This window comes from Streptomyces sp. PTY087I2 (assembly GCF_001687325.1).
Taxonomy (GTDB): Bacteria; Actinomycetota; Actinomycetes; order Streptomycetales; family Streptomycetaceae; genus Streptomyces.
Genome location: NZ_LZRD01000050.1, coordinates 1 through 22,634, shown reverse-complemented (window position 1 = coordinate 22,634; position 22,634 = coordinate 1). Strand labels below are relative to the sequence as shown.

Sequence of the window (22,634 nt, the reverse complement as noted above, 5' to 3'; positions counted from 1 at the left end):
CAGGCTCTGCCTCAGGTCCAGACGGTGGCGATGAAGATGTTGGCGGCCGTCAGGGCTCCGACCGCGATGAACGGGCCCTTGTCGACCTTCTCCTCGTCGCGCTTGACGTAGACCAGGGCGAGGATCACGACCAGCAGCGCCAGCTTGATGCCGATCTTGACGTTGTTCACGGTCTGGTCGTCGGCCTGGTTGAGGCCGACCAGGGCCATGCCGGTGACCAGCATGGTCAGCGCGCCGTGCAGCATCGCGGGGGTGAACCGGGCGGTCCCCGACCCCATGGTCTTCATCTGCGTCAGGAAGCCGCCCAGCAGGGAGGCGATGCCGATGATGTGCAGGGCGACGAAGACATTGATGAGTACGTCCATGGCTCGGGAGCCTAGCCATGGCCAAAGTTTTACCTCTCAGTGAGGCAAGCCTTCCTCGATCGCCGGTGAGGCGATCCTCCCTCGATCACTTTGATCATCCGTGACCGACGAAACGTCACATCAGGGCAAATAGCTGTCATGGCGACTCTTTTCTCCGCGCCGGGATTAGCGTCCATCCCGGACCCGCCGCCGTTCCCGGCGGACAGCCGAGAGGAAGGATGCCGCCCCCGTGGCAGCGCACCGCAGGTCAGCTCATCGAAAACCCAAGCAGCGCCCGCTCACCGGCCCTGCTGCCCGCACCGCCGCCACCCTGGCGCTCGCCGGGGCCGCCACCGCCGGCTCGGTCACCGGGGCGGGCGCGGCCCCCGCCGAACCGGCCCCGACCGCGGACCGGGTCAAGGCGAAGGTCGACCGGCTCTACCACGACGCCGAGGTCGCCACCGAGAAGTACAACGGGGCGAAGGAGAAGGCGGACGCCGCCACCCGCACCGTCGACGCCCTGACCGACGAGGCCGCCCGCCGCACCGACCGCCTCAACACCGCCCGGCACGCCCTCGGCTCGCTGGCCACCGCGCAGTACCGTTCCGGCACCCTCGACCCGGCGCTGCAACTGGCGCTCTCCTCCGACCCCGACGCCTATCTGGAACGCGCCTCCTATCTCGACCGGGCGGGCGACCGGCAGACCGGGCTGCTGCGGAACATCAAGCGGCAGGTCTCCCGGATCGCCCAGGTCAAGGCCCGCGCCGACCAGGAGACCGAACGCCTCGCCGCCCGCCGCGCCGAACTGCGCGAGCACCGCACCGCGATCCGCGCCAAGCTGGCCGACGCCCGGAAGCTGCTGGACACCCTGACCGCCGACGAGCGCGCCGACTTCGAACGCGCCGCCGACGCCCGGCACGGCGGCGGCCCCGCCCACGCCGACCGCTCCACGGCCCGCAGCGGCCCGGTCGCCGCTCCCAACTCCCGTGCCGGGCAGGCCATCGCCTTCGCGCACGGGGCGATCGGCAAGCCGTACGTCTGGGGCGCGACCGGCCCCAACGCCTTCGACTGCTCCGGCCTCACCCAGGCGGCCTGGAAGGCGGCGGGCGTCAGCCTGCCTCGCACCACCTACACCCAGATCAACGCCGGGCAGCGCATCCCGCGCTCCCAACTGGCCCCCGGTGACCTGGTGTTCTTCTACTCCGGGATCAGCCATGTCGGCCTCTACATCGGCGGCGGCCGGATGATCCACGCCCCGCGCCCGGGAGCACCGGTACGCATCGCGCCCATCGACCAAATGCCTTTCGCCGGGGCGACCCGGGTGGCATAGTCCCCGGCGCCACTACCGGGTGGGCCCGTTCACGGTCCGGCACAACCCGGGCTACCGCCGGATCGGCGAGAAGGTCAATATCTCGCTGGGCCCGGCCGGGCGTTGAGCGACGGGATCAGACCAGCCGTCGCGCCGTCGCCCAGCGGGTCAGCTCGTGCCGGTTGGAGAGCTGGAGCTTGCGCAGCACCGCCGAGACATGTGACTCGACCGTCTTCACCGAGATGAACAGCTGCTTGGCGATCTCCTTGTAGGCGTAGCCGCGGGCGATCAGCCGCAGGACCTCGCGCTCGCGCTGGGTGAGGCGGTCCAGGTCCTCGTCGACCGGCGGGGCGTCCGTGGAGGCGAAGGCGTCGAGGACGAAGCCGGCCAGGCGGGGCGAGAAGACCGCGTCGCCCTCCTGGACCCGGAAGACGGAGTCGACGAGGTCGGTGCCGGTGATGGTCTTGGTGACATAGCCGCGGGCGCCGCCCCGGATCACGCCGATGACGTCCTCCGCGGCGTCCGACACGGACAGCGCGAGGAAACGGACCGGGTTCTCCGCCGTGCCCATCAGGGGGGCGCAGCGGCGGAGGACCTCGACGCCGCCGCCGCCCGGGAGGTGGACGTCGAGGAGGACGACCTCGGGGCGGGTCGCGGTGATGACGGTGACCGCCTGGTCGACGTCGGCGGCCTCGCCGACCACTTCGACGCCGGTCTCCTCGGTGCGGCCGATCTCGGCCTGCACGCCGGTGCGGAACATCCGGTGGTCGTCGACGAGCACGACCCGTACCCGTCGCTCCGGGCCCCCGGTGGCTTCGGTGTTCTCGGTCATTCGCTCGCCCTCTCCATCTCCAGCTCGACCTCGGTGCCCCCGCCGGGCACCGAACGCAGCCGGGCGGTCCCGCCGTTGCGCTGCATCCGGCCGATGATTGATTCTCGTACGCCCATGCGGTCCCCGGGAACCTCGTCCAGGTCGAAACCCGGACCCCGGTCCCGTACGGACACGAAGACCGTACGGCCCTCGACCTCCGCGAAGACCTGGACCGCCCCGCCCTCGCCACCGTACTTGGCGGCGTTCACCATCGCCTCGCGCGCGGCCTGCATCTGTGCGGACAGCTTCTCGTCGAGGGGGCAGTCGCCGACCACGACGACCTCCAGGGGGACGCCGTGCTTGTCCTCGACCTCGGCGGCGGCCCGTTTGACCGCCTCCGCCAAGGTCTCCGGTTCGTCGTCCTCGTCCTTGCCGGTGCCCTCGGGGTTGTAGAGCCAGTTGCGCAGCTCGCGTTCCTGGGCGCGGGCGAGGCGTCTGACCTCGCCGCCGTCGTCCGCGTTGCGCTGGATCAGGGTGAGGGTGTGCAGCACGGAGTCGTGGACGTGGGCGGCGACCTCGGCCCGCTCCTGGGCGCGGATGCGCATCAGGCGCTCCTCGGAGAGGTCCTGGGTCATCCGCACGAGGTAGGGGCCGGCGAGCAGGGCGATACCGGTGAGCACGGCGATGGCGGCGGTGAGGACGTTGCCGAGCTGGGCGGCGGAGCCCCGGACGACGAGGAAGACCGCGAGGCCGAGGCCGACGAGGGCGACTCCGGCGAGGCCGCGGGCCAGGTGCAGCAGCTTGCGGTGGCGGCCGACCTCCATCCAGCGGGCGCGGCGCGCGTTGTCCGCCTGCCGCCAGACGAGGACGGAGCCGGCGCCGATGAGGAGGGTGGGCCAGATGTAGCGGTCGGCCTCGCTGCCCATGTCGACGTTGGCGACGAACACTACGGCACCGACGAGCAGCGCGACCAGGGCGACGAACTGGCCCTTGTCCGGCTTGCGGAGCTTGCGGCGGCCGTCCGCCGAGACCTCGAACACGGAGCGCGGGGCGTCGACGCCGCCGACGCCGAGCGGGACGACGATCCAGAACACCGCGTACAGCACCGCGCCGAGGCCGTCGGTGAAGAACAGCCCGAGGAAGAGGAACCGCACCCAGGCGACCGGCAGCCCGAGGTGTCCGGCGAGCCCGCGCGCGACGCCGCCGAGCAGCCGCCCGTCGGCGCTGCGGTAGAGCTTGCGCACCGGCGGCTCCTCCGGGTCGGCGGCGAGGGAGCTGGCGGCTCGGGCGGTGGCGGCTGGCATACCCCGATCGTCACACGCGCGGACGCGGGGCGGCATCAGGGTCAGCCCCCGAACTGACCCTGAGGCTCTCCCCCGCGTGCGGCCTGGTGCCAACACCCCTCTCCCCGCCCTTCAGGGACGTACGCGAGGGCCCGGCCCGCCCTTCAGGGGCGTACGCGGGCAATATCAGGGACCGTCCAGGGTCGGGGCGGGTCCCGGCGGGCGGTCCGGACCGTCACCATGGAGGCATGACCGCTCCCTCCAACGCCGCTCCCGGCGTCGCGCCCCCCGAAGCGCCGAAGCCGACGCTGCGGCGCACCCCGCGACAGAAGGTCGTCGCCGGGGTGTGCGGCGGACTCGGCCGGTACTGCGACGTGGACCCGGTGATCTTCCGGATCGTGGTCGGTGTGCTGTCGGCGACCGGGGGCATCGGTCTGATCTTCTACGGCTTCGCCTGGCTGCTGCTGCCCGCGGACGGCGAGGACGAGAACGAGGCGCGCAAGCTGCTGTCGGGCCGGGTCGACGGGGCGTCCTTGGTGGCGCTGCTGCTGGCGCTGATCGGCTGTGGTCTGTTCCTGTCGATGCTGCACAACCGGGGCATGCTGGCGTTCGCCGCGCTGCTGACGCTGGCCGTCGTCGGCTTCTCCGTATGGACGCAGTCCCGGCGGACGGCGGCCCCGGAGGACCCGGCGGCCCCGCCCGGCGCACCGGCCGCCCCTCCGGGCCCCGCGCACACCGGCGGCCTCGGCACGCCGCCGCCCGAGGTGAAGGCCCCGCCGACGCCGGGCAGCCCGTCGTGGTGGCGGGATCCGATCATCAAGGACGGCACCACCGGGCCGGTCGGCTCCGGTTATCTGTGGGGGCCGCCGGACACCGACGCGGAGGCGGCGCGGGCCGGGGCGAAGGCCGGACGGCCCACTCCGGATGCCCCGTTCCGTACACCGCGGCCCTCGCCCGCGCCGCGCGGGCCGCGCTCGATCGGCGGCCTGACCTTCCTGGGGGCGCTGGTGGCGGGCGGTCTGGGCACGGGGCTGAGCTGGGAGCACCAGCCGCTGGGCACCGCCCTCCAGATCGGGCTGGTCGCGGCGCTGGCCGTCTTCGGGCTCGGCCTGCTGACCGCGTCGCTGCTGGGACGGACCGGCTTCGGCACGGTCTTCATGGCGATGGTCACGGCAGGCCTGCTGGCGGGCGCGGCGGCGGTGCCGAAGGACATCGACACCTCGTGGACCCGCCAGGAGTGGCGGCCCGCGTCGGTGGCCGCCGTCCAGCCGCACTACGAGCTGAGAACGGGCGACGCCCGGCTGGACCTGTCCGGCCTGAAGGTCCCCAAGGGCGAGACCGTGCGCACCGGGCTCGATGTGGCGGCGGGCCGGGCGGCCGTGGTCGTCCCGGCGAACGTGACGGTGAAGGTGCGGGCCGAGGCGAATCTCGGGGAGATCCGGCTTGAGGAGGGGCAGCGGGTCCAGGTCAGGATCAACAGCGACGAGTCGACCCGGCGGACGCTGCCGCCGCCGGCCGGCACGAAACCCGCCGGAACGATCGAACTGGAACTGGAAGTCGGCATCGGACAGGTGGAGGTCACCCGTGCTGCGTCATGAATTCCGGCCCGGCAGGGCCGTGGCCGGCCTGGTGATGCTGGGCCTGGCCGCCGGGTACGCGGCGGACGCGGCCGGGGCCTGGGAGGTCCCGTGGACGTTCTTCCTGCCGCTGTTCCTCGGCGGACTGTGGCTGGCCGCGACGGTGACCTGGGCCGCCTACATGGTGCGGCGGCGGCGCGAGGCGAGGAAGGCGTCGGCGGAGAGCAGCGGGGCGCCCGCGAGCACCAGCGGCAGCCACGCCATCAGGTAGGGCAGGTCGTTGCCGTAGTAGTACGGGGTGGCCTGCCAGCTCACGGTGAGCCAGAGGCTCAGCGAGATCAGCGCGCCGCCGAGGGCCGCGAGCCGGGCCCAGAGGCCGACGAGGGTGCCGAGGCCGACGAGGAGTTCGCCGATCGCGATGGCGTATCCGAAGCCCTCGGGGCTCTTGAGGGCCAGGTCGACGAGGGCGGGGATGGCGGCGGAGTCGCGCACTCCGCGCATCATCTCGCCGATGGATCCGCTGCCGGTCGCGGACAGGAACGCGCTGTCGGTGAGCTTGTCGAGGCCCGCGTAGACGAAGGTGACGCCGAGGAAGATCCGCAGCGGCAGCAGGGCGTAGGTGCCCGCCTGTTCCTTCAGCGTCCTGCGCTCGCCCAGCCCGTACGAACCCCGCTCGCCGTAACCGTTCATCACCGCTGCCCCACTTCCCGATGTCCCGTCACTGCGACCATACGTACGCCTTCGGGGCGCCGCTCACCAGGGTTGCGGAGCAGATCGGTGAAAGCGGGCGGCGGTCAGTCGGTGACGTCGATCGGGACCCGGTCGGTCTCGACCCCGGCGGCGGTGACGACCTGGACGTCCACGGTTCCCGGCTCGACCTCGACCGGGACGGGCACGGTGAGGACGGTGTCGGTCGGGTTGGCGAAGCCCCCGGCGACGGGGACCAGCGGGACGTGGACGTGGACGGTCCCTATCCGGACGACGAGCCGGGCCAGCCGGTCGGGGGTGCCCGCGCCGGGCGGTACGAAGCCCGCGCCCCGGATCTCGATGTCGTCGCCGGTCCGGATCGCGCCGTCCAGGTCCCCGGCCTCCCGGGCCCGTACGACGGAGAGCACGACGGGCCGGCCGCCCTCCGCGTACTTCCCGGCGAAGTAGGTCGCCGCCGAGACGGCCACCAGCAGTGCGAGCCCCCACGGCAGGTCGGGCAGCTGCTCGGGGCGGCGGGCCAGGCGGACGGCGGCGAACAGTACGGCGACGGCGCTGACCAGTACGTACTGCACATCGGTGAACGACCCGCGCCCGGAGTCGTCGGTGAGCAGGTCGGCGGCGCGCGGCCGGTCCGCGCGCAGCTTCTGGAGCCGCCGGCCCAGCACCCGTACGGTCACGACGCGGCGCACGACGACAGCGACCGCGCACACCAGCGCCAGCACGGCGACGACCCCGGCGGAGCGCACGAGGTCGAGCCCCTCGATCAGCGCGTCCCGCTCGTCCGGGTCGGAGGCCCCGGCCAGTTGCAGCGCGAGGACGAGGACGGCGAAGACGGCGAGGAGCACCCAGGAGGCGGCGACCGTCCGGGAGGTGGAGAGCCGGTTGTCCTCACCGATCAGCGGGGCGAGGAGGCCGCCCCGGGCGCGGTGGAAGCGGGCGGCGGCGGTGAGCAGTCCGGCGGTGACGACGGCGGCGAGCAGGGCGGCGGTACGGGCGGTGGACCAGCCAGCCCCGATCGCGGTGACGCAGACCCCGACGAGGAGCGCGCCGACCGCACCCCAGACGATGAACAGCGTGGCCCGCCAGACCTGGTACAGCCAGGCGTCCCCGGCCTCCCGGGCCCGTTCGGCGACGGCGCGGGCGGACCCGGTCAGCTCGTCGGAGACCCACTGCCGGGAGGCGGACGGGGACTGGGCGACCCCGGCGGGCAGCCCGTCGCCCGCCGCGAGTTCGTCGCGCTTGGCGAGAAACGCGGCGACAGCGCGGCGGTGCCCGCGACGCGCCCCGTGCGGGCAGTCGCCGCAGGTACAGCCGCCGCTGTGCGTACCGCTCGTCCTGGTTTCGTCCAACGCCACGGAGGATTACGCCCTTTCCCGCCCCGGTACAGCCAACTCACTTGCGATATCAGCGAATTGTGCCGTACGGGGCGGCGGGGCCGCGCATCGGGGCGGGCCGGGGGCGGGTGCCGTCAGAACGTTCGACTGATCCGCTGCCACAGGGGCTGGTAGTTGATCCAGGCCACCAGGTCGCTGCCGAGGTGGTCGCGGGTGGTGACGGCGTCCTGGTGCGAGATGAGCAGGGGCTTCCCGGCGGCCCGCGCCAGCAGCTGCACCTGGCAGGCGCGCTCCAGCGTGAGGAACCACCAGGCCGCCGCGTCCACCGAGTCGCCCACGGTCAGCAGGCCGTGGTTGCGCAGGATCACCGCCTTGTGCGGCCCGAGCGCGGCGGCGATCCGCCGGCCCTCGTCCTCGTCCACGACGACCCCGGAGTAGCTCTCGTACAGCGCGTGGTCCTCGTAGAAGGCGCAGGACTCCTGGGTGATCGGCTCGATCGGCTCCCCGAGCGCGGCGAGCGCCCGCCCGTGCACGGAGTGGGTGTGCGCGACGGCCACGGTGTCCGGGCGGGCCCGGTGCACGGCCGCGTGCACGGCGAACGCGGCCTGGTTGACGTGGAAGCGGCCCCGGACGACCTGGCCGTCGCCGTTGACGAGGATCAGGTCACCCGGGGCGATGTCGGCGAAGGGCGCGCCGAACGGGTTGACCCAGAAGCAGTCCGCCAGCTCGGGGTCGCGCACGGTGATGTGCCCGGAGACCCCGTCCTCGTACCCGAGCTGCCCGAACAGCCGCAACGCGCCCGCCTGCCGCTCCCTGCGGTACGCGCGTTCCTCGGCCGGCGAGGCGTGCACGGGCGGCATGGCGAACTGGAGCTGCTCGACGGGGATCGGGGCGGGGTCGGACACGGCGATCTGCTCGGACATGGCGGCTCCTGACGTTCTCAGAGGCGTACAGGACCGGAAGTTACCGCCGGGTGGGGACGGTGAGAAGGGGTGGAGCCCGTGCCAGGGAATTACCGGCGGCCCCGGCGGTAGATCTCGCTGAGGTCCACGTCGATCGGGAAGGGGACGGACAGGTTCATCTTCTGGTGATGGATTCCGGTGGGCGTGTAGGCGCGCGTCGCCGGGTCGAGCTCATAGACGTACACGACGGGCAGATCGTCGTCGCCCTGCTCCACCCGCCAGAAGTGCTTGACCCCGGCCTCGGCGTACTTGCGCGGCTTGACGCCCCGGTCGCGCTCCAGGGAATCGGGGGACACGACCTCGACGGCGAGGACGACGTCCTCCGGTGCGTACCAGGTCTGGTCGGGGCCGGTGTCCGCGTCGGCCCTGTACACCAGGAGGTCGGGCTCCGGGCGGTTGCTGGTGTCCAGCCTGATGGTCATCTCCCGGTCCACGTCCAGATCCGCGGGGACGTGGGCGAGGAGGGCGGATTCCAGCAGCCACATGGCTCGCGTGTGGAACTTCCGCTGCGGACTCATGAAGACGAGACTCCCGTCGATCAGCTCGGTGTGGGGCGGGAGGCCCGGAATCCGGTCGAGGTCGTCCGCCGTCCAGCCGCCTTCCGGCGGGACCGGCCACCGGTACGGCTCCTGATGCTCAAGCCCGGGCTCGGGTGCGGCGCTCATGATTGCTCCCATACGCCGAAGTCTCGTCTCTTCACTCAGCGTACCCATCCGATACGACAATGCCGCCGCCCAAACGAATGAGCGACGGCATCGGCGTTGACCTGGGGGCTCCGGGGTTCAGCCGAGCCCGGGAGGGGTCACTCCCACTCGATCGTCCCCGGCGGCTTGCTCGTCACGTCGAGGACGACGCGGTTGACGTCGGCGACCTCGTTGGTGATGCGGGTGGAGATCTTCGCCAGCGTCTCGTACGGCAGGCGCGACCAGTCGGCCGTCATCGCGTCCTCGGAGGAGACCGGGCGCAGCACGATCGGGTGGCCGTAGGTGCGGCCGTCGCCCTGGACGCCGACCGAGCGGACGTCGGCGAGGAGGACCACCGGGCACTGCCAGATGTCGCGGTCCAGGCCGGCCGCCGTCAGCTCCTCGCGGGCGATGGCGTCGGCCTCGCGGAGCAGGTCCAGGCGGTCCTTGGTGACCTCGCCGACGATGCGGATGCCGAGGCCGGGGCCGGGGAACGGCTGGCGCTGGACGATCTCCTCGGGGAGGCCCAGCTCCTGGCCGACCATGCGGACCTCGTCCTTGAACAGCTGGCGCAGCGGCTCGACGAGTTCGAACTCGATGTCGTCGGGGAGGCCGCCGACGTTGTGGTGGGACTTGATGTTGGCGGTGCCGGTGCCGCCGCCGGACTCGACCACGTCCGGGTAGAGCGTGCCCTGGACCAGGAAGGCGACCTCGGGGCCGTCCTCCTGGAGGATCTCCAGCTGGGCCTGCTCGAAGACGCGGATGAACTCGCGGCCGATGATCTTCCGCTTCTGCTCCGGGTCGGAGACCCCGGCCAGGGCGTCGAGGAAGCGCTTCTCGGCGTCGACCACCTTCAGCTTCGCGCCGGTCGCGGCGACGAAGTCCTTCTCGACCTGCTCGGTCTCGCCCTTGCGCATCAGGCCGTGGTCGACGTAGACGCAGGTCAGCTGGGATCCGATGGCCTTCTGGACCAGGGCCGCGGCGACCGCGGAGTCCACGCCGCCGGAGAGGCCGCAGATGGCGCGCTTGTCGCCGACCTGCTCGCGGATGAGGGCGATCTGCTCCTCGACCACGTTGGTCGTGGTCCAGTTCGGCTCGATGCCCGCACCGCGGTAGAGGAAGTGCTCCAGGACCTGCTGGCCGTAGGTCGAGTGCAGGACCTCCGGGTGGTACTGGACGCCGTACAGCTTCTTCTCGTCGTTCTCGAAGGCCGCGACCGGGACCACGTCGGTGGAGGCGGTGACCGTGAAGCCCTCGGGGGCGGCCGAGCAGGCGTCGCCGTGCGACATCCACACCGGCTGCTCGGTGGGCGTGCCCTCGAAGAGCGTCGAGCCCGCCTTCGTGACGTGCAGCGGGGTACGGCCGTACTCACGCGCCCCGTTGTCGTCGACCGTGCCGCCGAGCGTCGTCGCCATCAGCTGGAAGCCGTAGCACATGCCGAAAACCGGGACCCCGGCCTCGAACAGCGAGCGGTCCAGGGACGGCGCGCCCTCCGCGTACACCGACGACGGACCGCCGGAGAGGATGATCGCGCGGGGGTTCTTGGCCAGCATCTCGGCCACCGGCATGGTGGACGGGACGATCTCGCTGTAGACCCGGGCCTCACGGACGCGGCGGGCGATGAGCTGGGCGTACTGCGCGCCGAAGTCGACGACGAGGACCACGTCGGCCGTGGCGTCGGGGGCGGCGGGGGGTGCTGCTGGCACGGGGCGGCCTTCCGGCGGTGGTGATGAGGGTCGGTTCTTCCGATTCTACCGGCCGTGCGCGGACCCTCCGCCGGGCCGGGCGCGGGGCTCCGCGTCTCACGATCCGGGCCCCGTTTTGTCGGGGCGGCGGAAACAGGGCCATACTGTGCGCCATGCGTCAGCACACGACCTTCGTCTTTACCTATGGCATCCGGCCCGCCGGCTGCCATGGTCGTGCTGCTTGAGCCACTGACAAGCAACGTTCCAGGCGCCCCGGGCCAGCAGGCCCGGGGCGTTTCTCGTGTCCGGGCCCGTTCGCCCCGGGTGGCCTCCGGTCAACAGGAGTCACCACCATGAGCAGCATCGGCATCGGCACCACGGACCTCACCACCGCCACCGGCGCCCACACCGACGAGGCCGCCGCCCTGATCGGCGGCGCCCGCGAGCGTATCGACACCCTCGACGACCGGATCATCGGTCTCGTCCAGGAACGGATGGCCGTCTCGGCGGTGATCCAGCAGGCCCGGATCACCTCGGGCGGCCGCCGGGTCAACCTCTCCCGCGAGACGGCCGTCCTCGGCCACTACAGGGACGCGCTGGGCCGGCCGGGCACCGCGCTGGCGATGACGCTCCTGGAGCTGTGCCGCGGCCGGGTGTGAGGTCCGGTGGGCGGCGCGCGGCCGGAACGGTTCTCCGCCCGCGCCGCACGGGCCGTATCTGCGTTCGGGGCCCGTCTCACCCGTACGGCGCGTGACCAGGAGCGCGGTGCCTTCGTTGGTCCGGGTGTCCGTGCCAACCAGGGGCGGCATCGGTAGGAAACCACGCGTGGCTCCGCCGGGGAGTGTGACGTACCTCAGGTACGTCGTGGGACCACGACCCGGCGTATGTGACCGGTCCGCAGGGGACAGCAGCCCGGTCACCCCATATGCGGCCGATCCCGGGGACGCCCGGGTCGGCCGCATCGGAACGAAGATCCGGGCGGAGGCCCGCTCCCTCCTCCGCCGTCCTTCCGCCGCCGGTCAGACGTGCTGCGCCGCAGCCCGTCGCCGTGCCGCCGCGAACAGCACCAGGCCCGCCGCCAGCGCCGCGGCCGCCGTGCCCGAGGCGATCAGCGCGACCGACCCCGTCGAGGCCAGGCCGCCCCCGCCGCCGGAGCCTCCCGACGTGCCCGCCGCGCCTCCGTCGGACGTCGTGGACGCCGAGGGGCTCGCGGTGCCGGACGGGCTCTCCTCCGGGTCCGGGGCCGCGGTCGGCGAGGTGGACGGATCGCCCGAGCCGCCGTCCCCGCCCGCCGTCGCACCGCCGGAGTCCGAGCCGTCGCCGCCGCCCTCGCCGTTCACGATCAGGTAGGCGGTGTTGTTGCCGGGCTTCGGGTCGAACGGCAGCTTCGGGTCCTGGAGCCAGGGGTTGCGGATGGTGACCGCGCCCTCCGCGCCGACCATGCTCTTGTCGATCCGCAGCTCGAACGGCAGGTCGAGACCGCCGCCGTCCTTTACGACCGGGGAGGTGTCGCAGAAGTAGCGCGGCGCGGGGCTCTTCTGGTCCTCGCGGTAGCCGCCCGCGGCCGTCACCGCGCGGCAGAGGTCCGGCTTCGCCGTGACGGTCGTGCCCTGCGGGACGGTGAAGTCGAGGGTGGCGACGGTCTCGCCGGAGCGCAGGTAGCCGACCCAGGCCGGGCCCTCGTTGCGGAAGCCGATGTCGGCCTTGACGGTGGAGCCCTCGGCCCCGGCCACCTGGTCGCCGTACGCCACGAAGTCGGCCGTGTTCTCCGTACGGAAGTCGGCCTCGTGCTGGTTGTCCCACGGGTCGAGGTCCCCGCCCCGGGCGGCGGCCGCGCTCTTCTTCGCCTTCGCCGGGACCGCCTTCAGCACACTGCCGGAGCCCCGCTCGAAGGGGGCGCCCGCGCGGTGGGCGGTGCGCTGGGCGGCGCTGCCCTCGTGGATGCCGTAGACGAACATGTCGTAGTAGGCGCGGTCGGTGACCTCGATGGTCAGCGGGGTCGCGAGCGTGTACGTCTCGCCCACCTCGAAGGAGCCCTCGACCGAGCAGAGGGCGGTGGTGTAGCCGATGCCCCGGGAGGCCGGGTCGTCCTCGGTGTACTCGCAGTTGGAGTAGCGCTCGGTGATGTCGAGGCCGCGGGAGTGGACCAGGGTGAGGAGGACGCCGTCGGCGGCGCGGGTGCCCCGGTTGGTGAAGGTGATCGGGGCCTGCTGCTTGTCGCCCGGCTTCGTCCGCTCCTTGAAGGGGAGCTCTTCCATGACGAGGTCGGGGCCGCCGACCGTGACCTTCGTGGTGAACGGGGTGAAGGTCGCGCCCTTCGACCGCCCGGTCACCGTGATCGTGCCGGTGTCACCCTCCTGGCTGCCCTTGGCGGCGGAGAGGAGGAGGCCGTCGAGGCCCCGGAGGCCGGCCCAGATGCCCCAGTCCTCGCAGACCGCCTTCGTGCCGGTGACCTTGCAGTCCGAGGTGTCCTCCGCCTCCACGTCGGCGACGCCCGCGATGCCGCTGAGGTCGAAGGTGATGGTGAACGGCGTCTCGTAGTCGTCGTCCTTCTCGTCCCCGTCGGGGTTGTTGACGGTGAACCCGACCGTGGACTGCCGCGGCTCACCGCTCTCCGGGTACGGGTGCAGAGCGGTCTCGGCGGGGCCGCCGAGGGCGAGCACCGGGAGTTCGGCGGCCTGCGCCGGGGCGGCCGCCCCGGCGAGCGAGGCCGCGGCCAGCAGGCCTGCGGCGGCGAGCGAGCCGGCTGCGCGGTGCAGCACGGTTCGCGGGGAACAGCGTGTCATCGGGGACCTCGGGTACTCGGCGGAAGCTGTGTGGCTGCTGTGACGGTTGTCGCGGTACGGGGTTGGACCGCACAGCTCCCCGAACAGTTGTCCTTCCCAAGATCACGGATTGGGCACGGTCCCGGATGACGGGGCGCGGTCAGGGATGACAGGGCACGGTCAGGGGTTGGCCACGGGGGTGTTCCCGACGCCCTCCACGTCCGTCCCGGCCTCCGTCGTCCCCTTCGGCGGCACCACGGGCATGCCCAGGAACGGCAGTTTCAGCGCGCCGAACGCCTCCTTCGGCACGGCGGGCGCGAGCGGTTCGACGGGGGCGAGCCGTTCGTAGGCCGCGTCCTGCTCCGGGCGCGGGTCCGCCTCGCCCTTGTTGGGCCACAGCGACATCGCGCGCTCGGCCTGGGCGGTGATGGTCAGCGAGGGGTTGACGCCGAGGTTGGCGGAGACGGCGGCGCCGTCGACGACGCTGATGCCGGGGTGGCCGTAGAGGCGGTGGTACGGGTCGATGACGCCTTCCTCGGCGCTCGCGCCGATCGGGCAGCCGCCGAGGAAGTGGGCGGTGAGCGGGGTGCCCATCAGCTCGCCGACGTTGGATCCGGCGAAGCCGTTGATCTCCTCGGCGAGCAGGGTGGCGCCGAGGGTCGCCTCCGGGATCTGCGTCGGGTTGGGGGCGCCGTGGCCCTGGCGGGCGGTGAGCAGGCCCTTTCCGATGCCGCCGGGTTTGCGGTACGTGGTGAGGGAGTTGTCCAGCGACTGCATGACCAGGCCGATGATGGTCCGCTCGGACCAGCGGCGGTTGGAGAGCGAACGGGCGGCGAGGGTGGGGTGCTTGATCATGTTGGCGATCCAGCCGCGCACCCGGTGGGCCCCGTAGGGGACCTGGAGGACCGTCAGCGCCCCCATGGCGTTGGAGCCCCTGCCGTAGCGGACGGGCTCGATGTGGGTGTTCTCGTCGGGGTGGATCGACGAGGTGATCGCGACGCCCCGGGTGAAGTCGGCCTTGGCGGGGCCGTGCTTCTTGCGGTAGCGGCGGTCGCTGGTCTGGGCGCCCACCAGGCCCTCGGAGTTGGTACGGGTCAGCTCGCCGAGCTTCGCGGAGAGGCGGGGCAGCAGCCCCCGGTCCTTCATCGTGTGCAGGAGGGTCTGGGTGCCGTACGTACCGGCGGCGATGACGACCTTGCGGGCGCGCAGCTTCGTGGGCTTCGCCCTGCGGCGGCGGTCGGTGGGGACGGTGAGGACCCGGTAGCCGCCCTCGGGGTCGTCGGTGACCGCGACGACGGAGGTCATCGGGTGGATGACCGCTCCGGCCCGTTCGGCGAGGTAGAGGTAGTTCTCGTTGAGGGTGTTCTTCGCGCCGTGGCGGCAGCCCGTCATGCACTCGCCGCACTCGGTGCAGGCCTTGCGGTCGGGTCCCGCGCCGCCGAAGTACGGATCGGGGACGGTGCCGCCGGCCTTGGCCTTCGCGGTGCCGTCGGCGTCCTTGCCGTCGCCGAAGAAGACGCCGACCGGGGTCATGTGGAAGGTGTCGCCGACGCCCATGGTCTCGGCGACGGCCTTGAGGTGGATATCGGAGGGGGTCATGGTCGGGTTGAGGCGGACCCCGAGCATCCGGCGGGCCTGGTCGTAGTACGGCTTCAGCTCGTCCTGCCAGTCGGTGATCGAGGCCCACTGGCGGTCCTCGAAGAACGGGGCGGGCGGCACGTACAGGGTGTTGGCGTAGTTGAGCGACCCGCCGCCGACCCCGGCCCCGGCGAGCACCATGACGTTGCCGAGGAGGTGGATGCGCTGGAGGCCGAAGAGGCCGAGGGCGGGGGCCCAGAGGTAGTTCTTCAGATCCCAGGAGGTCTTGGGGAGCGTGCCGGGGGTGAAGCGGCGGCCCGCCTCCAGGACGCCGACGCGGTAGCCCTTCTCGGTGAGCCGGAGCGCCGACACCGCGCCCCCGAAGCCCGAGCCGACGACCAGGACGTCGTAGTCGTACGCGGCGTCGTCCTCGGCCGGGACATGGCTCACGGCCTGTTTCTGGGCAGGGCTGTCCTGGGACATGGCACTCCTCGGAACGGAATCGGTACGAAAAGGGCGGAAGCCGCTACGGCGTCGGCATCGGCATCGGCGGCTCAGCGCAGCCGGAACGCCTTCATCACCTTGAGGCTGCTCGTCATGAACGCGGCGTACTTCGCGTCGTCCATCCCGAAGGCGGGCGCGAGCGGCATCAGCCGCTGCTGGGCGACGGTCTGGGCCTCGGTGTACTTGAGGATGCCCTCGGAGCCGTGCCGTCGGCCGAGGCCGGACTCCTTCATGCCGCCCATCGGGGACTGGACGCTGCCGTAGGCGGGGGCGTACCCCTCGTTGATGTTGACGGTGCCGGTGCGCAGCCGGGCGGCGACCTCGTGGCCGCGCCGGGAGTCGGTGGTCCAGACGCTGGAGTTGAGCCCGTACGGGGTGGCGTTGGCCAGCGCGATGACCTCGTCCTCGTCGCTGAAGCGGTAGATCGCGACGACCGGCCCGAAGGTCTCCTCGGCGCAGACGGCCATGGGGGCCTCGACGCCGTCCAGGATGGTCGGCTCGTAGAACAGCGGGCCGATGTCGGGGCGGGCGACACCCCCGGCGACGAGGGTCGCGCCCTTCTCGACGGCCTCGTCGACGTGGCGCGCGACGGTCTCCAGCTGGCGCTCGCCGACGAGGGAGCCCATGTCGGCCCCGTACGCGAGGGAGTTGCCGAGCCGCATGGCCTTGGTCCGGGTGGCGAAGCGCTGAACAAAATCGTCGGCGATGGACTCGTGGACGTACAGCCGCTCGATGGAGATGCAGAGCTGTCCGGCGGAGGAGAAGCAGGCGCGGACGGCGCCCGCCGCGGCCTTCTCGACGTCGGCGTCCTTCAGGACGAGCATGGCGTTCTTGCCGCCGAGCTCCAGCGAGACGCCGACCAGGCGGTTGGCGGCGCCGACGGCGACCTCGCGGCCGGTGCGGGTGGAGCCGGTGAAGGAGACGTAGTCGGCGCGGCTGACGACCTCGGGGCCGACGACCGGGCCCTCGCCGAGGACGATCTGGAAGACCTCGGCGGGCAGTCCGGCCTCGATCAGCAGGTCGCGGGCCCACAGGGCGGTGAGCGCGGTCTCGGTGTCGGGCTTCATCACGACGGCGTTGCCGGAGACGAACGCGGGCAGCGCGTCGCCCACGGAGAGTTCCAGTGGGTAGTTCCAGGGGGCGATCTGGCCGACGACCCCGCGCGGCTGGCGCAGTTCGGTGACCTTGGTAAGGGTCGGGACGACGCCGGTGTGGCGGCGCGGCTTGAGGTAGGAGGCGGCCCTGCGCCCGTAGTGGCGGGCGGCGACGGCGACGGCCTGCACCTCCTCGTGGGCGTGCAGCCGGGCCTTGCCGGTCTCCAGCTGGATGAGGTCGAGGACCTCGGACTGGCGGCTCAGGACGAGGTCGTGGAAGCGCAGCAGGACGGCGGCGCGCTGCCGTACGGGGACGGCGGCCCAGACGGGCTGGGCGGCGCGGGCCCGGTCGAAGGCGGTGGCCACGTCCTCGGGGGTGGACTCGGGCAGATCGGCCAGCTTCTCCCCGGTGAAGGGGGTGTGGTTGGCCGTCCGGCCCGACCCGACGACCCCGCGGGTCAGCTGGGCGATCACCTCGGGGGTGACCACGTCGGCGGCCGTGCGCACCCCGGCGGGGGCGACCGCCACGGGGTTCGTACCGAGAGGGGCGTCAGGGGCCTGCGAGTCCGTCATGGGGCCGAGAGTATGTCCAGCCGGAGCCTTTGGGTACCCGTCGGTAACAGTTTTTCACAGGACCCGCCGACCCTGTTCGGCACCGCCCTCGAACGAGCCAGTGATCGCTGGCGACATAACCGCTGATCAGTGGCGTTGCGGCCGACCACTCGGCGGCGGTCGGCCCGCCGCACTCAGGAAGCGTGAATTTTCAGCCCCTCGGTCACCTCGGCGAAGATCGCGTCGCCGTCCTTCGCCGCCTGCCCCTTCGCGGGCGTCTTCACCCGCACATGCCAGTAGGGGTCGCTCTTCTTCTCACCAGGGATCAGCAGCTCCCGGAAGCGGTAGCGGACCGGGTCGTCGCCGGAGGAGGCGTAGGGGATGAAGTCGGTGGTCATCTCGACCGCCTTGCGCCCCTGGTGGGTGGTGTCCTTGTACGTGACGGAGGCCTCCTCCATCTGCGTGGTGCTCGCCCCGCCCTTCTCGTAGTACGTCTTGCGCGCCACCGGGTCGACGCCCGGGTTCTCGTCCATGGCGTCGGGGTCGCTCTTCGGGGCGCGGTGCCAGAAGGCGATCTCGAAGACGCCGCTGGGGTCCGCGTACCAGACCAGTTCGCCGTCGTCGTCCTGGACCCGCTTGTACTCCTCGGGCACCGCCACGTCCGCCGACAGCACCTCGTTCTCCGGCCGGATCTGCCAGTTCTCCGGCGGCCCGTCGCCCGCGAACGGGTTCAGCAGCACCAGCACGAGCGCGACCACCACCGCCAGCACCCCGCCGCCGAGGGCGAACTGGGCGGCCCGGTTGCGGTGCAGCACCGGCGGCACCCACTTGCTGCCGCCGCCGGCGCCACCCGTGGCGAGTGCGGCGTACGGGGAGGTCGCGGGGGCGGGGGCCGGTGCGGCGAGCTGCTGGAGCGTCCGGCGGACCTCGGCGGCCGGCGGGCGCGCGGCGGGGTCCTTGCGGAGCAGCTGCATGACGAGCGTGCCGAACGCGCCGGTGCCCCGGGCGGGCGTCTGCGGTTCGGCGGACAGCACGGCCTGGAGGGTGGCCGGGGTGTGCGAACGGCGGTACGGGGACATCCCCTCGACCGCCGCGTACAGCACGACGCCCAGCGACCACAGGTCCGACTCCGGTCCGGGGCGCTGCCCGAGGACCCGCTCGGGCGCGATGTACTCGGGCGAGCCGATGAACGCGCCGGTCTCGGTGAGCTGCTGCTCGCCCTCGATCTGCGCGATCCCGAAGTCGGTGAGGACGACCCGGTCGCCGGTGCCGAGCATGACGTTGTCCGGCTTGACGTCGCGGTGCAGGATGCCGATCGCGTGGGCGGCCGTCAGCGCGTCGAGCACGGCGAGGCCGATCCTGGCCGCCTCGCGGGGGTCCAGGGTGCCTTCCTGGAGGCGGTCGCCGAGCGACGGACCGCGCACCAGCTCCATGACGATCCACGGCTTGCCGTCCTCGATCACCACGTCGTGGACGGTGACGACGGAGGGGTGGTCGATCCGGGCGGCGGCCCGCGCCTCGCGCCGCATGCGCTCGTGCACGGTGCTGCGTTCGCGCTCGCCGAGGTGGTCCGGTACGCGCGGTTCCTTGACGGCCACCTCGCGGTCGACGACCTCGTCGCGGGCCCGCCAGACCGTGCCCATCCCGCCGTGCCCGAGCCGCGCGATCAGCCGGTAGCGCCCGCCGATCAGCCGGTTCGCCGCACTGTCGGGGGCGCTCGCCGGAGCGGCAGGGGCGTTCGCGGGAGTGGCCGGGGCGTTCGCCGGAGCGGGAATGTGCGCCGGGGGCGCGGGATGCGGTGCGCCGAATCCGCCCGGAGCGTGCGGTGGCTGGAGTCCGTAGCTGGTGGGCTCGTCGGCCCGTCCCCCGTGATCTGTCATGGGCCCCATCCTGGTTCACATCCGGGGCCCGGCACCACAGGGGTCGGTCACCGGGTGCGGAGCCGTGACCGTACAGCAACCCGCGCGCGGCATGGAGCGTTACGTCGAGGGGGCCGACGGGCGGCTCGCCCTCACTGCTGTGCCTTCGGGGCGCGCCAGCTGCGCACCATGATGTCGAACTTCTGCCGGCTGGCTTCCCAGCCCTCCTGCGGGGCGGTCAGATACAGCGCGTACTCGGGCCCGCCGGGGCCGCCGTAGTACATCTGGTCGATGCCGTGCCGCGGTCCCGGGTGGTCCTTGGTCTCGTTCCAGGTGAACTCCCAGAGGGCGCCCGGCCGGTCGCGGAAGGTGTTCTTCTCCATCCCGATCCGGCGGTAGCCCGGCAGCCGCTCGGAGAGCTGCTCCTCCATGTTCTCCATGTGCAGATACGGATGGTCGAAGTCCGGGTCGGGGTCGACGCTGATGCGTATCCGGTGGGCCCCGTTGTCCGGGGTGTAGTCGATCTGCCCCTCGTTCACCTGGCGCTCCCAGTCCCGGGGCACGACGAGGCTGAAGCCCGCCGGGTCGTCGACCCGGTGCCAGCCGTCGGGTATCTCCGATGCGCCCTGCGTGGGGTCGGTGGGCTCGGGGGTGGTCCGGGGCGCGGACGGTGTGCTTCCGGCGGCCGGGGTGTCCGAGCTCTCCCGGTACTTCATCGCGATCAGCCCGGCCGCGCCGCCGAGCACCGCCGCGGCGACGACCACGACGAGCACCGTGCGCCACCGTGATCCGGCGCGCCGGGTCACCGGGGCGGAGGAGGGGCCGGGGACCGGGGCGGCGTGGTCCGGGGCGTGGGCGGCGGAGGAGGCGGTCGTCGCTCCGGGCAGCCGGGCGGTGGAGCCGTCGGAGCCGGGCGGGCGGTCGGAGCCGTCCGGGCTGCCGGGGCCGCCTCCGTCCCCGTAGCCGTAGCGGGCGTTCTCGGGGACCCGCTGGGTGGGGACGTGCGCCTGGGCGGCCCGGGGTTCGCGGCCCTCCATGGCGTCCAGCAGCATCTGCTCGGTCTGCGCGGCGGTGGGCCGGTCGGCCGGGTCCTTGCGGAGCAGCGCGGTGATGACGGCCCCGAGCGGACCGGCGTTGACCGGGGCGGGCGGCTCCTCGGTGACGACGGCCTGCATGGTGGAGATCGGGGACGTACGGCGGAACGGGGAGGTCCCCTCGACCGCCGTGTACAACGTCGCGCCCAGCGACCAGAGGTCGGAGGCCGGTCCCGGGTCGCCGCCGCGTACCCGCTCGGGGGCCAGGTAGTCGATGGAGCCGACCAGTTCGCCGGTACGGGTGATGGTGGAGTCGCCCTCGATCGCGGCGATCCCGAAGTCGGTCAGGAGTACCTGTCCGTCGCGGGCCAGCAGGACGTTGCCGGGCTTGACGTCCCGGTGCAGCACCCCGGCGCCGTGGGCGGCGCGCAGGGCGCTCAGCGCGTGCAGCCCGATGCGGGCCGCCTCGCGCGGGGCGATCTCGCCGCTCTCCTTGGCGGCGTCGGCGAGCGAGGGCCCGTCGACGTACTGCATGACGATCCAGGGGCGGTTGTCGTACTCGATCACGTCGTGGACGGTGACGACGCCGGGGTGCGTGATGCGTGCCGCGGCCCGGGCCTCCTTCTGCGTCCGTGCGTGCAGGACGAGCCGGTCGGCCTCGGCGACGTACAGTCCAGCGGTCAACTCCTTGACGGCGACGGTGCGGTGCAGCACTTCGTCGTGGGCGCGCCAGACCTTGCCCATGCCGCCCCGGCCGAGGACGTCGCCCAGCCGGTAGCGCCCCGCCAGCACCAGTCCGGCTTCCGTGCCCTGTGATCGATCCACGTGATGTCCCCGCCCCGTTCCTCGAATGGCCAGATTACGGAGGCGGGGCGCGGCGGGGATACGGGGGATCGCCCACGAGACCGCACTGTGATGGTTGTCGGCACCGCACAACCCCCGTGGGCGGGCGGCGGCGATGACGTGCGGTCAGCCGGCGACCCGGTACGAGGCGATGGCCTGCTCGTAGATCTCGGTGACCTTGTCCCGGTCGTTCTCGGGGCCGATGACCTGGATGACGTGGTACCGGCCGTCGACGATCATGGCGAGGTTACGGACGAACACCTCGCGCCCGCCGCTCTCCTGCCAGGTGAACTGCCCCTCGGCCATGGCCTGCCGGCCGACGTCGACCCGGCGCACTCCGGACGAGGAGGACCAGCTGGAGTCCCGGAACGGCTGGAGCTCGGGCTCCTTTTCCCTCTGGTAGTCGAGCGGATCGCTGCCGCCCGACTTCACGGTGTCCCGGCCGGGCACCACGAGCAGGGTGAACCCGTCGCTCCCGTACCGGATCTGACGGTCCGCGTTGGCCGGGCTGCGCTGCCAGTCCTTCGGTACGCCGACCTCGAAGCCCTCCGCGTCCTTGCGGAGCGTGTAGCCGGGGGCGAGGGCGGCGGCGGACCGGCTGGTCTGCGGCTGCTGGGAGCCGGGCTCGCCGGATCCGTCCGTCGAGCCCGAGGGCTTGGGCTCGCCCGAGGCGGCGGGCGGGGCGGCGGAACCGGTGGGCGCGGGTGCTCCGTTGTCCTGGCCCTTGCCCTCATCGGCCTTCGGCATGAACATCACGGCGTACGCGATGGCCGCGGCCATCAGCAGCAGGATCAGGACGAGCAGCAGCCGGCCCAGTCTGCGCGGGGACCCCTCGCCCCGGCGCGGGGGTTCCCGCAGCACGCGGGGGCCCTTGGGCGCACGCGGCGCGCGGGCGGGGCGCTCGTCCTCCCAAGGTTCCACGGGTCTGCCCATGGACCGGTCGGGCGGCAGCAGCGACTCGTGGCGGTCCCGCTGCTTTCCGCCGCGCTGCTTCGGCGGCTGCTGGCGCTTTCCCTGGCGGTGCCTGCCGTGCGCGGCACCGCCGAACCGGCCCCGGCGCCGCCGGACCAGCTCGCCCCGGCGGCGTACGACGGGAAGCCGGGTGGCGTCGGGCGCGGGCAGCGGTACGACGTCGGCGCCCGCCTCCGGCTCCGGGGCGGAGCGCACCAGCGAGCGCAGCCAGCCGCGCAGCTCCTCGAAGTCCGGCCGCTCGGTGGGGTCCTGGCGCAGCAGCGACTCGACGACGGGCCGCAGCGGACCGCACTCCTCCGCGAAGGCGGGCGGCTCGCCGCACACCATCTGGACCAGCTCGGCCGCGTTCTCCTCGGGGTAGGGGGCGTGGCCCTGGACGGCGCGGTAGAGCAGCGCGCCGAGCGCCCACAGGTCGGTGGAGGGCCCGATCGGCGGCGCGAGCTGCCAGTTCTCGTGGACCGGGCCGGCCTGTTCGGGGGCCCAGCGCTCGGTGACGGCTCCGACGACGGCGATCCGTGCCTGGCGGGCGCGTTCGGCGGCGAGCGGGGTGGCGGGGCCGCAGTAGACGGCCGGTTCGCCGCCGCCCGCGACGGCGTCCTCCCAGGCCCGGGTGGCGGTCCGCGCGGCCGGGAGCGGCGCGGTGCGGGCCGGCTCCTTCGGGGCGGAGCCCGGCAGTCCGGGCCGCCGGGAGTCGGCGCGCAGGGCGTCCTCGCCGGACCCCCCGGCCGGAACGGGCC

General features: G+C 72.8%; 17 protein-coding genes and 1 pseudogene. 4 read left to right on the top strand and 14 right to left on the bottom strand.

Annotated features, from left to right (window positions below; genetic code table 11):
• Window positions 1-11 precede the first annotated feature (11 nt).
• On the bottom strand, window positions 12-365 hold the full coding sequence (locus A3Q37_RS33250; protein ID WP_065490573.1) for a hypothetical protein: 354 nt from the start codon (window positions 363-365) through the stop codon (window positions 12-14).
• A gap of 229 nt (window positions 366-594) precedes the next feature.
• Between A3Q37_RS33250 and A3Q37_RS33245 the strand changes: the two genes are divergently transcribed.
• On the top strand, window positions 595-1,674 hold the full coding sequence (locus A3Q37_RS33245; RefSeq protein ID WP_065490571.1) for a C40 family peptidase: 1,080 nt from the start codon (window positions 595-597) through the stop codon (window positions 1,672-1,674).
• 115 nt (window positions 1,675-1,789) lie between these two features.
• Here A3Q37_RS33245 and A3Q37_RS33240 read toward each other — a convergent pair whose 3' ends face one another.
• Complete coding sequence (locus tag A3Q37_RS33240) at window positions 1,790-2,485, bottom strand: response regulator transcription factor (RefSeq protein WP_006126978.1); 696 nt, start codon at window positions 2,483-2,485, stop codon at window positions 1,790-1,792.
• The gene (locus A3Q37_RS33235) at window positions 2,482-3,768 is read right to left on the bottom strand and encodes an ATP-binding protein (RefSeq protein WP_065490569.1); all 1,287 of its coding nucleotides are present in this window, start codon (window positions 3,766-3,768) and stop codon (window positions 2,482-2,484) included. Before A3Q37_RS33235 ends, A3Q37_RS33240 begins: the two co-directional genes overlap by 4 nt.
• Before the next feature lie 227 nt (window positions 3,769-3,995).
• Here A3Q37_RS33235 and A3Q37_RS33230 point away from each other — a divergent pair, with 227 nt between their 5' ends.
• Both A3Q37_RS33230 and A3Q37_RS36190 read left to right on the top strand, forming a co-directional pair.
• Window positions 3,996-5,345 (top strand): PspC domain-containing protein, encoded by a 1,350-nt coding sequence (locus A3Q37_RS33230; RefSeq protein ID WP_065490567.1) that lies wholly within the window; start codon window positions 3,996-3,998, stop codon window positions 5,343-5,345.
• Window positions 5,332-5,595 carry a hypothetical protein gene (locus tag A3Q37_RS36190; protein WP_079138102.1) on the top strand — a complete coding sequence of 88 codons (264 nt, stop codon included), beginning with the start codon at window positions 5,332-5,334 and terminating at the stop codon, window positions 5,593-5,595. Before A3Q37_RS33230 ends, A3Q37_RS36190 begins: the two co-directional genes overlap by 14 nt.
• Here the strand turns inward: A3Q37_RS36190 and A3Q37_RS33225 are convergent.
• The 5 genes from A3Q37_RS33225 to guaA form a co-directional block, all read right to left on the bottom strand.
• Complete coding sequence (locus tag A3Q37_RS33225) at window positions 5,502-6,014, bottom strand: DoxX family protein (protein WP_065490565.1); 513 nt, start codon at window positions 6,012-6,014, stop codon at window positions 5,502-5,504. The two genes, A3Q37_RS36190 and A3Q37_RS33225, sit on opposite strands and share 94 nt — an antisense overlap.
• 104 nt (window positions 6,015-6,118) lie before the next feature.
• Complete coding sequence (locus tag A3Q37_RS33220; RefSeq protein ID WP_065490563.1) at window positions 6,119-7,387, bottom strand: hypothetical protein; 1,269 nt, start codon at window positions 7,385-7,387, stop codon at window positions 6,119-6,121.
• 113 nt (window positions 7,388-7,500) lie between these two features.
• Window positions 7,501-8,289: a class II aldolase/adducin family protein gene (locus A3Q37_RS33215; protein ID WP_065490561.1), complete on the bottom strand. Its 789-nt coding sequence runs from the start codon at window positions 8,287-8,289 to the stop codon at window positions 7,501-7,503.
• 89 nt (window positions 8,290-8,378) lie between these two features.
• Window positions 8,379-8,993 (bottom strand): Uma2 family endonuclease, encoded by a 615-nt coding sequence (locus tag A3Q37_RS33210; RefSeq protein WP_065490560.1) that lies wholly within the window; start codon window positions 8,991-8,993, stop codon window positions 8,379-8,381.
• A gap of 137 nt (window positions 8,994-9,130) precedes the next feature.
• Entirely contained in the window at window positions 9,131-10,717 is a 1,587-nt protein-coding gene (gene guaA / locus A3Q37_RS33205) for a glutamine-hydrolyzing GMP synthase (RefSeq protein WP_065490558.1), read from the bottom strand.
• A 332-nt stretch (window positions 10,718-11,049) separates the two neighbouring features.
• Between guaA and A3Q37_RS33200 the strand changes: the two genes are divergently transcribed.
• Window positions 11,050-11,355, top strand: a complete 306-nt coding sequence (locus A3Q37_RS33200) for a chorismate mutase (RefSeq protein ID WP_065490556.1) — start codon at window positions 11,050-11,052, stop codon at window positions 11,353-11,355.
• Window positions 11,356-11,715: 360 nt separating this feature from the next.
• Here A3Q37_RS33200 and A3Q37_RS33195 read toward each other — a convergent pair whose 3' ends face one another.
• The 6 genes and pseudogenes from A3Q37_RS33195 to A3Q37_RS33170 all read right to left on the bottom strand — a co-directional run.
• Complete coding sequence (locus tag A3Q37_RS33195; protein WP_065490554.1) at window positions 11,716-13,482, bottom strand: peptidase; 1,767 nt, start codon at window positions 13,480-13,482, stop codon at window positions 11,716-11,718.
• A gap of 159 nt (window positions 13,483-13,641) precedes the next feature.
• On the bottom strand, window positions 13,642-15,522 hold the full coding sequence (locus tag A3Q37_RS33190; protein ID WP_065490552.1) for a GMC family oxidoreductase: 1,881 nt from the start codon (window positions 15,520-15,522) through the stop codon (window positions 13,642-13,644).
• A 71-nt stretch (window positions 15,523-15,593) separates the two neighbouring features.
• Complete coding sequence (locus tag A3Q37_RS33185; protein ID WP_065490550.1) at window positions 15,594-17,210, bottom strand: succinic semialdehyde dehydrogenase; 1,617 nt, start codon at window positions 17,208-17,210, stop codon at window positions 15,594-15,596.
• Between the two features lie 173 nt (window positions 17,211-17,383).
• Window positions 17,384-19,069: a serine/threonine-protein kinase gene (locus A3Q37_RS33180; protein WP_065490548.1), complete on the bottom strand. Its 1,686-nt coding sequence runs from the start codon at window positions 19,067-19,069 to the stop codon at window positions 17,384-17,386.
• Between the two features lie 131 nt (window positions 19,070-19,200).
• Window positions 19,201-20,907, bottom strand: a complete 1,707-nt coding sequence (locus tag A3Q37_RS33175; RefSeq protein WP_065490546.1) for a serine/threonine-protein kinase — start codon at window positions 20,905-20,907, stop codon at window positions 19,201-19,203.
• A gap of 144 nt (window positions 20,908-21,051) precedes the next feature.
• A pseudogene (locus A3Q37_RS33170) lies at window positions 21,052-22,634 on the bottom strand (serine/threonine protein kinase); the annotation flags it as partial.